The sequence below is a fragment of the Echinicola rosea genome, assembly GCF_005281475.1.
Classification (GTDB): domain Bacteria; phylum Bacteroidota; class Bacteroidia; order Cytophagales; family Cyclobacteriaceae; genus Echinicola; species Echinicola rosea.
On record NZ_CP040106.1, the window covers coordinates 1,352,639 to 1,370,062 of the forward strand.

The 17,424-nt window shown below is 45.7% G+C and carries 13 protein-coding genes and 1 riboswitch; of the genes, 9 read left to right on the forward strand and 4 right to left on the reverse strand.

Annotation, left to right across the window (positions count from 1 at the left end; translation table 11 throughout):
- Positions 1 to 585 precede the first annotated feature (585 nt).
- The 3 genes from FDP09_RS05625 to FDP09_RS23710 are packed head-to-tail and all read left to right on the forward strand — an operon-like array spanning position 586 to position 3,127.
- Positions 586 to 813, forward strand: a complete 228-nt coding sequence (locus tag FDP09_RS05625) for a FeoA family protein (RefSeq protein ID WP_137401717.1) — start codon at positions 586 to 588, stop codon at positions 811 to 813.
- 7 nt (positions 814 to 820) lie between these two features.
- Positions 821 to 2,953 (forward strand): ferrous iron transport protein B, encoded by a 2,133-nt coding sequence (feoB, locus tag FDP09_RS05630; protein WP_137401718.1) that lies wholly within the window; start codon positions 821 to 823, stop codon positions 2,951 to 2,953.
- Positions 2,954 to 2,983: 30 nt separating this feature from the next.
- Complete coding sequence (locus FDP09_RS23710; protein ID WP_187328805.1) at positions 2,984 to 3,127, forward strand: FeoB-associated Cys-rich membrane protein; 144 nt, start codon at positions 2,984 to 2,986, stop codon at positions 3,125 to 3,127.
- Positions 3,128 to 3,179: 52 nt separating this feature from the next.
- On the opposite strand, the gene FDP09_RS05635 is transcribed toward FDP09_RS23710, so the two are convergent.
- Both FDP09_RS05635 and FDP09_RS05640 read right to left on the reverse strand, forming a co-directional pair.
- Entirely contained in the window at positions 3,180 to 4,058 is an 879-nt protein-coding gene (locus FDP09_RS05635) for a lysylphosphatidylglycerol synthase transmembrane domain-containing protein (protein ID WP_137401719.1), read from the reverse strand.
- Positions 4,051 to 4,992, reverse strand: a complete 942-nt coding sequence (locus FDP09_RS05640; protein ID WP_137401720.1) for a glycosyltransferase family 2 protein — start codon at positions 4,990 to 4,992, stop codon at positions 4,051 to 4,053. Before FDP09_RS05640 ends, FDP09_RS05635 begins: the two co-directional genes overlap by 8 nt.
- A gap of 124 nt (positions 4,993 to 5,116) precedes the next feature.
- Between FDP09_RS05640 and FDP09_RS05645 the strand changes: the two genes are divergently transcribed.
- The 4 genes from FDP09_RS05645 to FDP09_RS05660 all read left to right on the forward strand — a co-directional run bounded on the left by FDP09_RS05645 (position 5,117) and on the right by FDP09_RS05660 (position 11,546).
- Entirely contained in the window at positions 5,117 to 6,709 is a 1,593-nt protein-coding gene (locus FDP09_RS05645; protein ID WP_137401721.1) for an ArnT family glycosyltransferase, read from the forward strand.
- A gap of 62 nt (positions 6,710 to 6,771) precedes the next feature.
- A complete protein-coding gene (locus tag FDP09_RS05650) occupies positions 6,772 to 8,370 on the forward strand; it encodes an arylsulfatase (RefSeq protein ID WP_137401722.1) in 1,599 nt (532 codons plus the stop codon).
- Positions 8,371 to 8,505: 135 nt separating this feature from the next.
- Positions 8,506 to 8,602: riboswitch (TPP riboswitch) on the forward strand.
- 82 nt (positions 8,603 to 8,684) lie between these two features.
- Positions 8,685 to 11,072, forward strand: coding sequence for a TonB-dependent receptor (locus FDP09_RS05655; protein ID WP_137401723.1), 2,388 nt, complete (start codon positions 8,685 to 8,687; stop codon positions 11,070 to 11,072).
- Between the two features lie 288 nt (positions 11,073 to 11,360).
- Positions 11,361 to 11,546 (forward strand): hypothetical protein, encoded by a 186-nt coding sequence (locus FDP09_RS05660; protein WP_137401724.1) that lies wholly within the window; start codon positions 11,361 to 11,363, stop codon positions 11,544 to 11,546.
- A 908-nt stretch (positions 11,547 to 12,454) separates the two neighbouring features.
- On the opposite strand, the gene FDP09_RS05665 is transcribed toward FDP09_RS05660, so the two are convergent.
- Positions 12,455 to 13,219 (reverse strand): alpha/beta fold hydrolase, encoded by a 765-nt coding sequence (locus FDP09_RS05665; RefSeq protein WP_137401725.1) that lies wholly within the window; start codon positions 13,217 to 13,219, stop codon positions 12,455 to 12,457.
- 133 nt (positions 13,220 to 13,352) lie between these two features.
- Entirely contained in the window at positions 13,353 to 15,269 is a 1,917-nt protein-coding gene (gene dxs / locus FDP09_RS05670) for a 1-deoxy-D-xylulose-5-phosphate synthase (protein WP_137401726.1), read from the reverse strand.
- Positions 15,270 to 15,462: 193 nt separating this feature from the next.
- Between dxs and FDP09_RS05675 the strand changes: the two genes are divergently transcribed.
- Both FDP09_RS05675 and FDP09_RS05680 read left to right on the forward strand, forming a co-directional pair.
- Complete coding sequence (locus FDP09_RS05675; protein WP_137401727.1) at positions 15,463 to 16,212, forward strand: segregation and condensation protein A; 750 nt, start codon at positions 15,463 to 15,465, stop codon at positions 16,210 to 16,212.
- 5 nt (positions 16,213 to 16,217) lie between these two features.
- Entirely contained in the window at positions 16,218 to 17,273 is a 1,056-nt protein-coding gene (locus FDP09_RS05680; protein ID WP_137401728.1) for a lysylphosphatidylglycerol synthase transmembrane domain-containing protein, read from the forward strand.
- The last annotated feature ends 151 nt before the right edge of the window (positions 17,274 to 17,424 follow it).

Consider the following 17,424-nt stretch of genomic DNA (forward strand, 5'->3'; position numbering starts at 1 on the left):
TCACCATTGAATACTAATGCTGTGGATAATATATAAGGAGCTCTATGTATAATCTGGACTAAAGGTGGTTTGGTTAAAAGGAGAGTCTCCTTATGTGTTAATAAAATAGGGACCACTCTATCGTCAAGGCACTGATATTTGTAAAAAACTAGTCCATTTGTGGATAGCACAGACACCAATAAGAATATAAATTTTCAGGAACTTGCGGAAGTTAGCCTTTCGGCTATGCACTGATTCAGCTTGTAGTTTCCATTTGATGGTTATGGCCTAGAATGCATTGGCTCTGGCTAATGAAGCTATAAGTGGACGCCCTTCTTATAAGGTTTAACGGCCATTTATCATCCAAAGCTAAGATTTCGCAAAAATCAGAACGATTTCTAGGCATTTTCCGTTAATTTTGCAGCAATTTAGATTCAATCTAATTCAATTAATGACAAATATCGATTTGATATCCAAGGATTCGGCTTTTGTAAGCGATGCTGAACGTGAGGGTTTCGTGCCTTTAGCTTTCAGGAGGTTTAAGGAATGCGTTTTCTTGGAATTCATCTCGTTGAAGGATACACCTAATGCTATAACGCACCAGATATGAGGACGGCAGATACCATACAACAAGGAGAAGTGGCTATTATTGATAAAATTTTGCCCAGCGAATTGACCCTAAACCTAATGGAGATGGGGTTTTTGCCCGGTAAACGGATATCCTTGTTGCAGCGGGCACCGCTGAAAGACCCGATGGCCTTTAGGCTGGGGAATACCGTCATTGCGCTCCGTAAAACTGAAGCCCAACTCATTGAAGTGATCCTAGAAAACTAATTGCTGTATGCCAGAAGTACTCACCCCTGAGAAGTTATCGACCTTTACTGTTGCCCTCATTGGAAATCCGAATGTGGGAAAAACAACGATATTTAACCGTCTGACCGGATTACGCCAAAAGGTAGGGAATTATCCTGGTGTGACGGTGGATAAGCGCTATGCCTCCCTGAAAATAGGCAACCAAAGTGCTACCATCATTGATCTACCTGGTACGTACAGCATTTACCCCAACTCCGAAGACGAAGTGATCGTCCACCGCGTGCTCAATGGACTGGACAAGACCTCCAAGCCCGATTTTGTGTTGGCAGTAGTGGACATGTCCAGCATGGAGCGAGGCCTGTTTTTGGTCACGCAGATCATGGACTTGGGGCTACCCATGGCGGTAGTGCTCAACATGTCCGATACAGCAGAAGAGCAAGGGATCAAAGTCAAGACCCACCAACTATACAAGGCACTCGGCGTACCGGTCATCCAAACCAATGCCCGCAGCAACAAAGGCATCAGCGGCATTACTGACCTGATCGGCGACCAGATGTTTGAACAGCCAGCATCGTTTTTGGAAAGCGACCGACTTTTGCCTGAGCAACTGTCCACTGCTATCCAAGAGCGTTTTTCACTGACCAATTCTTACCAAGCCTATCAGCTGATCCGTTTTCATGACAAAGAACCTATTCTAAGCCACGAAGAAAGTGAATGGCTAAGACAAGAAATAAAGGGGGCAGATTTTGACATCAAGTCCAAGCAGCTCCAAGAGACCCAAGACCGCTACGCTGCCATTCAGCAGGTGTTGGAAACAGTGGTCGAGAAGACGGATATGAAGAAAAAGCGGTTAACCGACAAGCTGGATCGGATTTTTTTACATAAGGTAGGCGGCTATGCCATATTCTTGGGCATTTTATTAATGATTTTCCAAGCAGTTTTTGCTTGGTCAGCAATGCCTATGGACCTGATTGATGGTTTTTTTGCCAGCTTGAGTGCATCCGTGGCAGGACTATTACCGGAAGGAGTCCTTACTGACCTGATTACAGAGGGGATTATTCCGGGGATCGGTGGTGTGGTGATTTTCATTCCGCAGATTGCACTGTTGTTTGCTTTTTTAGGGATTTTGGAAGATACCGGATACATGTCACGCGTGGTCTTCTTGATGGACAGGGTCATGCGTCCTTTTGGATTGAATGGCAAGAGTGTAGTGCCGTTGATTTCAGGAATTGCCTGTGCCATTCCGGGGATAATGGCCACTCGTAATATTGGTAATTGGAAGGATCGTTTGATCACTATTATGGTTACGCCTTTGATGAGCTGCTCGGCCAGGCTTCCCGTTTATGTGATCCTTATTGGCATTGCTGTTCCGGCTACGAATATTGGTCCGTTTAACCTGCAGGCGCTGGTCATGCTGGGCATGTACCTCTTGGGCGTAATAGCTGTATTGGTGACCGCCTGGGTATTGAAGCTTGTCCTGAATTTTAAAGAAAGAAGTTACCTGATGGTAGAGATGCCATTGTTTAGAGTGCCGCGATGGAAAGACGTCCTGATCACGATGTATTCCAAGTCAAAAACCTTTGTGTTTGAAGCTGGAAAAGTGATCTTGGCCATTTCGATCGTGCTTTGGGTGCTGGCGAGCTACGGGCCCTCCGGTGCGAGGGAAGAAGCTATTGCTGCGGTAGAAGTTCCGGCTGACGGTGCTTCTGAAGAAGTGATGCTAGATTATCAGCATAACCTTGAATCAGCAGAACTGGAATCTTCGTATATAGGAATAGCCGGACAGTTTATAGAGCCGGCCATTAGGCCTTTGGGTTATGATTGGAAAATCGGCATTGCGCTGATTACTTCTTTTGCAGCCCGTGAGGTTTTTGTCTCCACAATGGCCACGCTCTACAGCGTGGGCAGTGAAGTGGAGGATGAGCTGACCATTCAGGAAAAACTGAAAAGCGAGGTGAATCCTAATACTGGTGAAGCGGTATTTAACCTGGCCACTGCGATTTCACTGATGGTCTTCTATGCTTTTGCGATGCAGTGCATGAGCACTTTAGCGGTAGTTTACCGTGAGACCAAAGGATGGAAGTGGCCCCTGATTCAAACCATCTATATGACGGTCTTGGCTTATGTATCAGCCTTCATCGCCTATCAGCTGTTTTCGTAATTAATACAAAAACGCAAGAACTTAGAATTTATGTGGCAAGAACTAATTGTATGGACGTTGTTTGTGGGGATTATTGGCTGGAAAGTGTACCAATATTTCAAGCCCAAGAAATCAAGTGGGCTGGACTGTGGCTGTGGTAAGTGTGATATGGCCAAGAAAGGGGATTTGAATTGATTGGAAAATTAGAAGATTGAAATATTGTAATAATTAATCCAACGCTTTTTCATTACTTATTGCCGGCAGGTACTTCGGCTTCCCCCATCTTCACCGTAGCACCAGCCAGGGAAACCACCGCAGTGATCAAAAAGAAAAGTAGGCTAAAGGCTACAGCAATATTCTTATCGATGCCCATGTATTCATGGCTAAAGATAAACACCAATTCACGCGCGCCCACACCGCCGATGGTAAGTGGCAATACCGCCACGATCGAAGACAATAGAAAAACGAATTGGTAGGCGAGGAGTTGTTCATGTATTCCCAGGGCAAGAAGGATAAAATAGGCACAAATAAGCTGGGCAGACTGTACCAAAAGTGAATAGCCACTGGTAATAGCCGTAGCACGCCGAAAGGTAGGAAACCACCACCTCACCACGCCGACAAAAACCAAAGGTACGATGGCCAGACCAATTGCCGCTACGATATCCAAGTTAATCCCCCATGGAGCTTTCCACTCGACCTCTACAGAAAACCAAATGACCAGCAGTAGCCATACCAAGGCGACAAGCCCGCTCACACGGTCAAGCAATACAGCTGCGAGGAGTTTTTTCACCTTGGTGTCAAAGCGTTTACGAAGCCAATAGACCTTGTAACCGTCGCCGCCTATTCCTCCGGGAAGGAAGAGATTATAGAACATCCCAATCCAGTACAGCTTAAGGTTTTGGCGCTCACTGAGGCGTGCTGCCAGGATACGGAAAAGGCAATTGAGCCGGAGGGAAGAGAGGGCTTTGGAGAGCACAAAACACAGTGCTGCGATGACGAGGTATCCGAAATTGGCCTTCTTGATTACCTGCCAGGTCGCTTCCAGGTCAATTTTTCGAAACACCAAGTAAATGGCCACTCCTGTGAGCAGCAGCTTCAGGAGCAGCTTTAGCGTTTTCTTACTCACCTTCGAAAACTTCTTTGATGGTATAGGTCTTCTTATCTTGTGACTCAAAGTACGTCCTGACGATGATCTCCGCCACGATACCTGTCGTGATCAGCTGCAGTCCCCCCAAAATCAAGATCAGTCCAACCAGCAGAATAGGCCTGCCCCATATGTCTTCACCAAGGATTTTGAGTACTAAAAGGTAAAAATTGATCAGGGCACCTGAAATCAACGCCAAAAGCCCCAGTCCACCGAAAATATGGATGGGCCGCTGGAGGTACTTTTGGAAAAAAAGCATCAGGATAAGGTCAGCCAAAACCTTAAAGGTCCTGTTCAAGCCATACTTGGAAGTACCATGGATCCGTGGGTGATGCTTGACATTCACTTCTGTCATCCGGGCACCTTCCTGCTTGGCAAGTACTGGGATAAATCGGTGCAATTCCCCATAAAGCCCCATGTTCTGGGCGATATTTGCCTTATATACCCGCAAACTACAGCCATAATCCTTTAGATAGACTTTAGTGGTATTTCGAATCATCCAATTGGCAAACTTGCTGGGTAATTTTCTCAAGACAAAACCATCCTGTCGATTGGCGCGCACACCGGCCACGACATCCCAATCCTCATCGATGGCTTTCTGGAGCATCATCGGAATGTCGGAAGGGTCATTTTGCAAGTCCCCGTCCATCGTGACGATGTACTCTCCGGTGGCCTTGTCAATACCAGCTGCCAAGGCAGTGGTCTGTCCATAGTTTTTGTTAAAAATAAGCACTTTGGTATTTCCGTTGGCGTGTTGTTTGGCCATGGCCACCGTCTTGTCGGTAGAGCCATCATCGACCAAAATGAGTTCGTAGGAAATCCCTTCTAAGGCTTCAAAAACAGCAGCTAGGAGTGGTTTAATATTTTCTTCCTCATTATAAACCGTGACAACGAGAGAAAGCTGTAACTTGGACATACCGTATAAAATTTGGTCAAAATTACAGCTTTTTTGAACGGGCACCAAGTCCGATTATCAAAACCTAACTTTTTGATAATGCTTTCTTGACATCAGGGAGAACGAAAGCACGTAATTTTGACCTATGGAAAATATCCTGGATAAAAAGGGAGTCGTAGGAGGAGTGTTGCTACTCATTGCGTTTTTTCTGCATTTTTCTAATATCAATGGGCTAAGTGTCTATGCCTTGGATGAGGCCAAAAATGCAACTGCCGCAATCGAAATGCTCCAGCGGGGAGAATGGATCGTGCCGACCTTTAACGGTGAATACCGCTTTGACAAACCCCCTTTGCACTATTATTTTTTTATGCTTTCCTACCAGCTTTTTGGAATCAATGAATTTGCTGCAAGGTTCTTTCCTGCTTTGTTTGGCTTTTTGACCGTGTATTTTACCTATCGGTTTGCCAGAAAGAACCTTGGATACCGGGCTGGAATCCTGACGCTGTTGGTGCTTGCCTCCAGTCTTCATTGGTACATCCAGTTTCACATGGCCGTGCCGGATCCATTCTTGATATTTTTTATGAGTATGGGGCTGATGGCATTTTATGAATGGTCGCTTTCTGGTTTTCGATCTACCATGCTGATGCTGGTCACTTATGGATCATTAGGGCTGGCGGTATTATCCAAAGGTCCGGTAGGTGTGGTGTTGCCTGTCATTGCGCTGTTGGTGTATGGGCTGGCGATGCAGCTGCTGAACGGCAAGAGACTGCGCCGGATTTTCCATCCCATGGGCTTGGCTGTATTTTTTCTGATCGCCCTGCCTTGGTATGTTCTGGTAGCCACCAAAACAGACGGGGTGTGGATAGAAGAGTTTATCTTTAAGCATAACCTCAACCGGTTTTCGGCTCCTATGGAAGGACATGGCGGAGGGTTTTGGATGACTTGGATTTTTATACTCGCGGGCATGCTCCCCTTTACTTTTTTCTTGTTTCAGGGGGTGTTTCACACCCTGAAATATCGAACCAATCGCGTCACAACTTTCGCTTTGATCTGCGCAGCGGTGATCATCTTCTTTTTCATGCTATCAGGCACAAAGCTTCCTAACTATACTGTGCCAGCTTATCCATTTTTGGCCATCATCATTGGGAATTATTTGGCTGCGCTGACCAAAGGCAGGAAAAGGAAAAGCCTGCTGCTTCCCGGAATCGGGTACGGGGTGGTGCTGGTATTATTGCCATTTGGGGTGTACTATGGGTTGTCAGCAGACCCGACATTGCAGGTGCCCAAAAGTCTCCTTTGGTGGTTTATGGTGCCTGTTTTAGCCCTTTTTCCAATGGTAAGGACATTTTTTAAAAGACAAACTGAGCAGTTTCTTGTTTGGTTTGGGGGGGGATTCATGTTGGTGGCACTGGTTTTCTTTTGGTTTGCATTTCCGCTCATTGATCAGCAAAACCCTGTTTTACAAGCCAAGACTTCACAGCTTGCTTCAGCGGATTTATATTACTTTAAAATCTACAATCCAGCATTTTCATTTTACCTGCAACAACCCTTGAAAGATATCCAGAAAGTGGCGGTTCCCCATCAGGTAAGGGGCTATCTGATTACCAGAAAGCAACACCTGGAGGAATTGGACGAAATGGGGCTGCATTATCAAAAGGTTTATGAAGGAAAAGATCTTTTTGAATCACCTTTTACGGTGGTTCTTCGGCTTCTTCCCCATGAGCAAGCGATGAAGTAAGTTTTTATGCCATTTATCCACATAAGTATTTTTTATTTTATACAGATGCCCTAAATTTTGGGATGGATGCACAAAAATATGCCCTTGTTCTGATTTTATCCTTCTTCAGTTTACTCTTACATAGCTGTGAAAATGCTGCCACCAGCGTAGAAGGTCCCAATATAATTTTAATTTACGCTGACGATCTGGGCAAGGGGATGCTCAGCCATGAAGGTCAAAAGCACCTCACCACGCCAAACATCGATCGCTTGGCTGCAGAAGGAATGCGGTTTACCCATGCGACAGGGAGCATGTTGTGTGCCCCAGCCCGGGCGTCCTTGATCACGGGCCTGCACGATTGCCATGCACCTGGATTTCCGATTACCAATGGACAAATGTACAAGCATATCGGGGATAGTGCCCATACCCTCCAGCAAGTAGAAGAGATGATCAATACCGTGCTAGATCCTATTCCGGATGCTCAGGTGTTTTTGGGACAAGTGGCACAGGAAGCAGGATACGTCACAGGGCAATTTGGTAAATTGGAGTGGGGATTTTCAGCATCTGACTATCAAATGAAGCGTCATGGATGGAACCAGTATTTTGGTTATCTCGACCATAATCGGGCGCACGGTTTTTATCCACCATATCTTTTCGAGAATGGCCAGCTAGTGAACATTCCGGGAAATACGCGTGAAGATTGCGGGAAGACCATCGAGCGTGAGACGCAAAAAGCCTTTGAAGACCGATGGGATATGACGGGCAAAGCCGTTTATTCACAGGATTTGTTTATGGATATGGTGCTCACGTTTATCCGGGACCATAAAAATCAGCCTTTCTTTCTCTATTTTCCTACCCAGCTACCCCATGGACCAGTGGCCGTTCCGTCCGTTCATCCTGAAGTAGCCGCATCCACAGCACTCACCCAAATAGAAAAAGAATATGCTTCTATGGTGAAAATGCTGGACGATAATATTGGCCAAATTTTGGAGGAACTGGACCGGCTGCAGATCGCCGAAAACACGTTGGTCATCTTCACTGCGGATAATGGCCATGAAATTTATTATACCCAAGAGGGCAGGGTCCTGAAACCTTACACCAATATGCAAACGGGTGAGCGATTTGACAATTTGGAAGACAAATATTACAGTGATCTTGCAGGAGATATCTTTAATGGAAATAATGGCCGTGCGGGCATGAAGCGGAGTAATCTACAAGGTGGCCTCGAAGTACCCCTTGTGGTGAGATGGCCCGGCAAAATTACAGCGGGCAGCACTTCTGACCTTTTGGTGACCAATTACGACTGGCTGCCAACTGTAGCGGAGATCGTAGGCTTTCAGGGGGATTTGGCTACTGACGGGGTCAGCTTCTTACCTGAAATGATTGATAAAGGACAAACCCAAGAGCACGATTTTATTGTTCATTCCTCATTTGAAGGGCCTACTTTGATTGCCAAAGATGGCTGGAAATTGCGGTATTTTATCCAAAAAGATGTCTTCGAGCTGTATTACCTTCCTGATGACTATAGAGAAGCAGAAGATCTTTCGGCCAAGTATCCGCAAAAACGTAAAGAGATGAAGGCATTGTTACTTGAATCCTGCGATGGAAATTTTGAAAATGGATGGTACAGGCCTGCTGTCAATCAGTTGGACGTGGCCTCTAAGTGGAGGAGTATGCATTAGCCAGGGACTGATAACAGCTATCCTGTACCAAGAATGTTCATGCTTCGAAATTGTAAATATGATTCTCCTGAGCGAACGAACGATTGCAAACATTTTTTCTTTCTTCGATAATCCTTCTACCTTTGCAGCAAGAATAGATCGAGTTAGGGGTGCCCAAAATTTACGGGCTGAGATCATACCCATATTACCTGATCCGGGTAGTGCCGGCGAAGGGAAATGCGATTTCCATAACACATGGAACTTTGGGTAAACAATGAATGGAGCTGTCACCCCTGGATTGCTCCGATGTTTAACCAGCTTAATTAATTTTCAATATGAAACGTTTATTGCTGACTGCAGCATTGCTGCTGACAGGGATGTGTGCCATGGCACAACATCACATCACCGGTACTGTAAAGGATGCCGAAACCGGTGAAGCACTTATCGGTGCCAATGTAATCTTAGAGGGCACTGGTCGGGGAAGTACCGCGGACATGGATGGTGCTTTCATGATCAAAAATGTCCCTAGCGGGCAATACCAGCTTAAGGTGTCTTTTGTTGGATATGAGGCAAGTATTCAGCCTGTAGATGCTCCAAGCACAAAATTAGAGGTCCTGTTGGAGCGTAATTCTCTGCTGACAGAAGAATTTATCGTTTCTGCTACCAGGGCTTCTGAAACCACGCCCACGACCTTCTCTACCGTAAGCAAGGAGGACCTTGCCAAAAACAACCTCGGTCAGGACATGCCCATGTTGCTGAATTACACGCCATCTGTGGTGACCAATTCAGATGCCGGAGCAGGTATCGGCTACACAGGCCTGCGGATCAGGGGATCCGACCAGACAAGGATCAATGTTACGGTAAATGGAATCCCGATGAATGATGCCGAATCCCATGGCGTTTTCTGGGTAAATATGCCTGATTTTGCCAGCTCAGTGGACAATATCCAGATCCAACGTGGTGTGGGCACGTCCACCAATGGTGCGGCTACTTTTGGCGCCAGCATGAACATCCAGACGGATACCAAAAAGGAAGAAGCGTATGGTGAGGTGGCTTCCTCGTTTGGGTCTTTTAATTCCCAAAAATATACCGTCCAAGTTGGTTCAGGACTTCTGAATGATCGCTGGGCTGTGGATGCCCGCCTTTCCCAGATCAAATCTGACGGCTATGTGGACAGGGCTACATCTGACCTGAAATCCTATTTCCTATCTGGCGGCTATTACGGTGATGACCACGTCTTCAAAGTCAATGTCTTCTCTGGCAAAGAAAAAACCTATCAGGCATGGTATGGACTTCCAGAAGATAAATTGGAGACCGACAGGACATTTAATTATTACACCTATGACAATGAGACCGATAATTACCAGCAAGACCATTACCAATTTATCTATACTGGGAAATACGGCCAAAACTGGAAGACTCATGCAGCCTTGCATTATACGTATGGCCGAGGATATTATGAACAATACCGCGCGGAGGACGACTTTGCAAGTTATGGCCTGGATCCAGTGGTGATCGGTGATGAAACGATCGAGCGTACGGACATTATCCGAAGGAGATGGCTGGACAATGACTTCTTTGGAGGGGTATTTTCCGTAAATTATGTCTCCGATGACGGTCGCTGGGACCTTATCCTTGGTGGTGGTGCCAACCGCTATGATGGTGATCACTTTGGCGAGATCATCTGGGCACGGGTCGCTGGGGATACCGATATCCGAGATCGTTATTATGATAATAATGCTGTAAAAGATGATCGTAATATCTATGCAAAGGGCACTTACGAAGTCGCAGACCGGTTATACTTATTTGGTGACCTGCAGTTTAGGCAGATTGATTACCGCTTTGAGGGCGTCAATGACGACCAGCGAGTGGTAGACGGAGCGCAGCATTACAATTTCTTCAATCCAAAATTCGGCATCAGCTATGAAAGTGGAAAAGGTGAAACCTGGTATGCCTCCTATGCAGTGGCCAATCGGGAACCTGTCAGAAGTGATTTTACAGACAATCCGATTACTGAAATCCCACGCCCTGAGCGGCTTCATAACGTAGAAGCAGGAATCCGCGCACAAAAAGGCAACTTTAGCTACAATGCCAATTTCTACTACATGGGCTATAAGGACCAACTGATCCTGACCGGACAGATCAATGATGTCGGTGCTTACATTCGGGAAAATGTGGATAATTCCTACCGCGCAGGGATCGAACTGGATGGAGCCGTGAAGCTATCCCCCAAGTGGACCCTTGGCGGAAACATTGCCTTTAGCAGCAATAAGATCGATGCCTTTACAGAATATGTGGATGACTATTCCAGCGAGGTATTCCAACAGGAGGAATTTACCTATGAAAATACAGATATCGCCTTTTCACCCAATATCGTAGGGTCAGCCATGGTGGATTTTCAGCCGATCAAGGACATGGAGGTTAGCTGGATGGCCAAATTCGTGGATGACCAGTACTTGGACAACACCCAGAATGATGGACGGAAGTTGGATGCCTTCTTTACCAATGACATCCGTTTTGCCTATACACTTCGTCCAAGGTTTTTAAAGGCCCTGGAGTTTAATGTGAAAGTGAACAATGTATTTGATGTCATGTACGAGCCAAATGGATATACCTTTAGCTATTTTGTTCAGGGAGAAGCAAATAGGGAGGTGGTGACCGAAAATTATTATTACCCTATGGCCGGAACCAATTTTATGGCAGGGGTAAATGTAAAATTTTAACCCGTTTTATCAATGTCGTTTAGTTAAGGGGATTTCCCAATACGAATCGTTCATTAAGAAAATTATGGTTTTAATTCTTGGCCTATTTAAACCTGTATAAAATGGATCCGCCTTGCAGCTATTGGGCGTTAAGAAATTAAAAAGCGGGCGGGCAAGAAGGCAGGCTTGTTTGACGAAATACTCGCCAAAAAGAATGTTGGCTGCTAGAAAAGGTTTACCTGGCTTTAGACAGGAGGAGTTTGCCTGCATGAGGGAAGGTTTTAATTTTAGGCCAATAGCTGCACACCTGTGCGCCGTGGCGTAGCGGCGGTTTTTTTTGGTTACTTTGTGTGTCCTGAAGTTCGGGAAACCGGACATGCTATCCAACTGATGTCGAATAGGGCGTTACAACCCTTGGCACGACGGCTGGGACTGGATCAGGCAGACCAGTCAAATTCCCCTGATGGTGCTGCGCTTTCAAGGCTGTGGTACTGAGCGATCAGAAGGAATACGTTTCGAAAAGCTGAACGAAAGTGAACCGTTCGATGAAGTGTCGTGAAAAATACTTCCTGTCAAAACCGGGGGCTAGAGTAACTTCCGGGACAAAATAGGCAGCGCAGACTGAGAGTTGGCCTATTGGCAGGCGGCATTAAGGCTGCAGGAGTTCGAAACAGGCGGTTGGATGGAACAGGAGAACCATCCCCTTTGATAGGGATGGGGCGGATCAGTCCGTAGTAGTGTTGAAAGCTCTGGAAACGGAGAAAGAGCGAAGGGACTGAGGCAATCGGTTTTGAATGGTTCCACAACCTAAAAATTAGGGAAGATGGAGTTGTTTGAAACAAAATCTGGAACATCAGATTTGATTGCCAAGAGCCGTATGACGGGAGACTGTCACGTACGGTTCTGAGAGAGGCTTGGGCATAGTGCCCAGGCCTACTCGACTTTGACCTGAAGCAAAAAAGTGACAAAGGTAAAGAGGTGAAGACCATCTTGGAATTTAGCAGAAAAACAATAGAACCAATATTTCCAAATTCACACTAACTAAACGACATTGCCCATTTTATGCATGAGGAATCGCCATACCTGTGCTCTAAGGCTTCGCTGGTCTAATTGTATATTCTGGGGCATAGCCCATATCGATGGCACGTAGGTGAATGTTGATTAGAAGAGATAAACACTAATAATATCTGTGAATGTCATCTAATCTTAGTTCTCTGCGTGCCATTGGTTTATCGGAAAATGAGTGCATTTTTATACTCACTTCCAAGATGAACTGTTGATCCTCGAAAAGGCAACGTGCAGTGCATTGTGATGGATACAGGCAACATGCTGATTGTTGTGCGATGTCGTTTCTCTTTTGCTAAGTACACTTTACGCTCCGGCACAATGGCTGGCAAGCAAGATCACCATTCCAAAAAATCCCTTACCATTTGCATTGTAGTCGCCTCTTGTTCAAACATCCCCATATGACCAGCATCGGGAAGTTCATGGTAGATATCCACATACACCTGATGTTTTCTGCTGTCGTCTATTTTTACTGCGCCGTCAAGAACTCCGGCAATCATTAGCTTTTTGCCACTAAAATCACGGAGCACATCCATCCTGTCTTTCCTGTCCCGCATAGCTTTGGTAAAGGACACCAATCCTTCATAGGTGGTTTTGCGGGCGATTTGAACGACTTTCTGGATGGTAGCTTTCATGGATTCACGGTGCGCTTGTGTAAACAGTGGAGGGACAAAGGAGTCCACGAAAACGTTGACACCATGTTTTTTTACGAAAGTAAGGGTGCGGTTTCGGACACCGATTTTTTCCTCATCATCTGCAAAGGCCGTGGAGTGAAAAAGCCCCAATCCTCCAAGTTCATCGCCCATTAATTCCGCCAAGGCCAAGGCTGCATAGCCGCCAAGGGAATGTCCTATAACCACTGGTTTTTCCAATGCCAGGTCATGGATCCAGTCTTGCAGCATTTCTGCCGCTTGCTCCAAGGAGATCGTTTCATCATACCAGCGGGAATCACCAAAACCGGGTAGATCAGGACATAATACCCGGTATTCACCGGAAAATGCCTCAATGAATTTTCCCCACATCTCCTTCGTCTCACAAAACCCATGGACAAAAATCACGGGCTTTCCATGTCCTTGGTCGGTATATTCGATAGTAGCGGTCATAAAAATGAAGTTAAGAATAAAGTGGGTAATTGCCAATGGAAAGGTGCAGTGCTACAGGCCCGGCGTAGATAACATGTCATAGGGCTGCTGATATCTGCTAAGCCCCCACCATTTTAGTCACATGAAAATGCTATCAATAATTCGCAGAAACGGCTGCCGCCATTTTTTTTACAGCTGCTACGATGCCATCTGGATCCATACCACATTCCTTGTGCAGTTCCAGCTGGGTGCCATGTTCGATTACCTCATCAGGGATTCCCAGTCGCTTGATTTGTGCTTGGTAATCATGGTCCATCATCCATTCCAGTATAGCACTTCCAAAGCCTCCCATCAGACAGCCGTCTTCGATGGTAACCACTTTCTTGAATTTGCCAAATACTTCATGAAGCAGTTCTTCATCCAAAGGCTTGACAAACCTCATGTCATAGTGAGCAGGATTGAGCCCTTCCTTGGTCAGTTTATCACATGCTTCCACTGCGTAATTTCCAATATGGCCTATAGAAAGGATGGCCACATCTTCACCTTCTTTGACGATTCGTCCCTGCCCGGTAGCCACCTCTCTCATCGGCTTCCTCCAGTCAGGCATGACCCCTTGGCCACGTGGGTAACGGATCGAATAGGGCCCTTCATAAACAGAGGCCGAATACATCATGTTTCTGAGTTCCTCTTCGTTCATAGGAGCTGCAACGACCAAGTTCGGAATACACCTGAAATAGGCCAAATCATAGGCGCCATGATGCGTAGGACCATCAGCACCGGCAAAACCTGCCCTGTCCAGGCAAAAAACAACTGGTAAGTTCTGCAAGCAGACATCATGCACCACTTGGTCATAGGCGCGCTGCATAAAGGTGCTGTAGATATTGCAGAAAGGTTTCATGCCCTGCGTCGCGAGACCTGCCGAGAAAGTCACGGCGTGTTGCTCGGCGATGCCCACATCAAAAGCCCTGTCTGGCATGGCTTTCATCATGATGTTCATGGATGACCCTGAAGGCATAGCAGGCGTGACACCCATGATGTTTTCGTTTTCTTCTGCCAGTTCTACGATGGTATGTCCAAAGACATCTTGGTATTTGGGTGGCTGTGGGGTATCATATACTTTCTTGGCAATCTCTCCGGTGATTTTATCGAATTTCCCTGGAGCATGCCATTTGGTTTGATCTTTTTCAGCCAAGTCATAGCCTTTACCTTTTACGGTGAGGCAATGCAAAATCTTGGGACCAGGAATTTTCTTGAGGTCATGCATCACTTCTACCAAGTGATTGACATCATGGCCATCCACTGGGCCAAAATAGCGCAGGTTAAGGGATTCGAACAAGTTACTTTGGTTCAAAAGGGCAGATTTAACAGCTCCCTCTACTTTGGATATGACCTCTTGGGCACTGGATCCGAATTTGCTGAACTTGCCCAATATCCGCCAGAGATCATCTTTGAACCTATTATAAGTTTGGGAGGTAGTGATGTCTGTCAGGTAATCCCGGAGGGCACCCACATTGGGGTCGATGGACATGCAATTGTCATTGAGAACAATGATCATATTGGTATCCGAGACGCCGGCATGGTTCATGGCTTCAAAAGCCATTCCACCGGTCATGGATCCATCGCCGATGACTGCTACATGCTGCTTGAGCCCATCGCCTTTGTATTTTGAGGCCATGGCCATTCCCAAGGCTGCAGAGATGGAGGTGCTTGAATGGCCCACTCCGAAAGCATCGTATTCGCTTTCCTTTCTCTTTGGAAAACCTGAAATTCCTTTGTAAAGCCTATTGGTATAGAATTTTTCCCTTCTTCCAGTCAGGATTTTGTGGCCATAGGCTTGGTGGCCCACATCCCATATGAGCTGATCTGAAGGGGTATTGAGCACGTAGTGCAAAGCTACCGTCAATTCCACGACGCCAAGACTTGCCCCAAAGTGACCTCCATACACAGAGACACTGTCAATGATGTATTGACGCAACTCTTCACAAATCTGGACAAGCTGATCTTTTCTAAACTGCTTGAGGTCAGCAGGAGAGTTGATCTGGGCAAGTAATTTTCCTGGTTCTATTAACATCGTGGCGTATATCGCTTCTATACAAATAACTATGACGGCAAATGAATGTTTCAATATAGCTAAAATTTAGCCAAACTTTTTATCTGCAAGTTTTCTTGCTGATTTTGAACCGTCTCATATTGAATTTTGTATTTATGTAATATCTTTGATATTCAATCTGATCGCAAAATTAAGAGAAATTTAATAGTATCCAGTGAGTTTCGAGATCAAATTACCGCTTTTTGAGGGGCCGTTCGATTTGCTTCTGTTCTTTATTGAGCGGGATGAGCTGGATATATATGATATTCCTATTTCCAAAATCACCCATGATTTCCTTGATTACCTCAAGCATCTGGAACAAATGGAAATCGAAGTGGCCAGTGAATTCATCCTTGTGGCGGCCACATTGATGAAGATCAAGTCCAAGCTGCTGATCCCCAGGCCAGAGCTGGATGAAAATGGAGAGGAGATTGACCCCAGAGAGGAGCTCATCAGACACCTGCTGGAGTACAAGAAGTACAAATCCGTCATCGGTGAGCTCACCGAGATGGAGGCTGCCCGAATGACCAAAGAAAAAAGGGGAAATATTGCTTCAGAACTCAAAGAGCTCAGCAAAGCAGAAGATGTCGAAAGTGAAATCCAGGATCTGGATCTGTACAAAATCCTCAAGGTTTTCCAGCGCGTAATGGCCCGGTATGCTGCCCGAACTGATGAAACCAAACACACTGTGGTGCAATATCCCTACACCATTGATCAGCAAAAAAACTTTGTGCTGGACAAGATCAGTTTTAAAAAGCGGATACCTTTCACGGAGTTTATTGAATATAAGCCCGACAAGATCTTTGTGATTTATACATTTTTGGCCATTTTGGAGCTTCTTCAACTTTCCTTGGTCACCATTAAGCTGGGAGAAGGCTTCAATAACTTTTGGGTAGAAAAATTAGAGGAAATCCCAGCAGCGTAAATTTTATGAAGTTAGACAACAAAGAGATTTTCAAGACGCTTAATCCGAACAAAGTCTGGATTCCTGTGCTGTTGGGACTGGGGATTGTCTTTGTGATGTTCTACTCTGATCCCTCCATCACACGAGAAAACCTTCGGGGTGTATTCGATGCTTCCTGGCCCTCTATTTTATTGGCCTTATTGGTGATCTTTATGCGTGATGCGGGGTATGTCTATCGGATCAGGGAGATTACCGATAAGCACCTCAGCTGGACAAGAGCCATTTATGTGATCATCCTTTGGGAGTTTGCTTCAGCAGTGACGCCTTCGATCGTGGGAGGGACCGCAGTGGCCGTGTTTATCCTTCATAAAGAAGGTATCAAGTTGGGAAAGGCCATTGCATTTGTAATGGTGACTGCGATATTAGACAATTTGTTTTTCGTCATCGGTGCCCCTCTAGTATTGTTTTTTGCCCAAGGAAGCATTTTCCCGGATAGTCACGTCTTGGAACTTAGATTGGGAAAAAGCCTGAATTATATCTTTTGGGTGAGCTATTCCTTATATGCGCTTTATTCGCTGATCATGGCGGCAGCGTTATTTTATCGACCGAGGGTCTTTAAATGGGTTTTATTGAAGATCTTTAGTATCCGTTGGATCCGTAAGTGGAAGTACAATGCCAGTGAGTATGGGGATCAAATCATCGAATCCAGTAAGGAACTGCAAGGAAAAAAAGCCAAATATTGGATTACCATAGCCATAGCGACGATTTTTATCTGGTCATCCCGATACCTGATGCTAAATGCCCTGATGACGGCTTATGTGGATCTTAGTTTTACAGAACATATTTTGGTCTTTGCGAGACAGATCATCATGTGGATCGTCATGATGATTTCTCCTACTCCGGGTAGTAGTGGTACGGCAGAGTTTTTCTTTGCCCAGTTCTTTTACGAATTCCTGACCAACTACACCTTCGTGGGAAGTATCCTGTGGAGAATGTTCTCTTATTATCCCTATTTGCTCTTGGGTGCGATCTTCCTTCCAAGGTGGATCCGACAGGTCTTTTTCAAGAAGAAAGAAGCGTAAGCTCCGGAAGGATATCAGGATTTTACCTGTGGGATAGAGGTGACTTGTGTTGTCGGTCCGCTGTCGATTGTCCACAGGAGTCAAGGAGCATCTGACTTTCCAGGATCATCACCCCTAACTCAACTTACACCGGAAAGGTTTGTCCGTAAGT

Excerpts from the sequence above, each read along its gene's own strand:
- FDP09_RS05625 (WP_137401717.1), top strand. The coding sequence starts at position 586 with ATGAGGACGGCAGATACCATACAACAAGGAGAAGTGGCTATTATTGAT.
- feoB (WP_137401718.1), top strand. The coding sequence starts at position 821 with ATGCCAGAAGTACTCACCCCTGAGAAGTTATCGACCTTTACTGTTGCC.
- FDP09_RS23710 (WP_187328805.1), top strand. The coding sequence starts at position 2,984 with ATGTGGCAAGAACTAATTGTATGGACGTTGTTTGTGGGGATTATTGGC.
- FDP09_RS05640 (WP_137401720.1), bottom strand. The coding sequence starts at position 4,992 with ATGTCCAAGTTACAGCTTTCTCTCGTTGTCACGGTTTATAATGAGGAA.
- FDP09_RS05645 (WP_137401721.1), top strand. The coding sequence starts at position 5,117 with ATGGAAAATATCCTGGATAAAAAGGGAGTCGTAGGAGGAGTGTTGCTA.
- FDP09_RS05650 (WP_137401722.1), top strand. The coding sequence starts at position 6,772 with ATGGATGCACAAAAATATGCCCTTGTTCTGATTTTATCCTTCTTCAGT.
- FDP09_RS05655 (WP_137401723.1), top strand. The coding sequence starts at position 8,685 with ATGAAACGTTTATTGCTGACTGCAGCATTGCTGCTGACAGGGATGTGT.
- FDP09_RS05665 (WP_137401725.1), bottom strand. The coding sequence starts at position 13,219 with ATGACCGCTACTATCGAATATACCGACCAAGGACATGGAAAGCCCGTG.
- dxs (WP_137401726.1), bottom strand. The coding sequence starts at position 15,269 with ATGTTAATAGAACCAGGAAAATTACTTGCCCAGATCAACTCTCCTGCT.
- FDP09_RS05680 (WP_137401728.1), top strand. The coding sequence starts at position 16,218 with ATGAAGTTAGACAACAAAGAGATTTTCAAGACGCTTAATCCGAACAAA.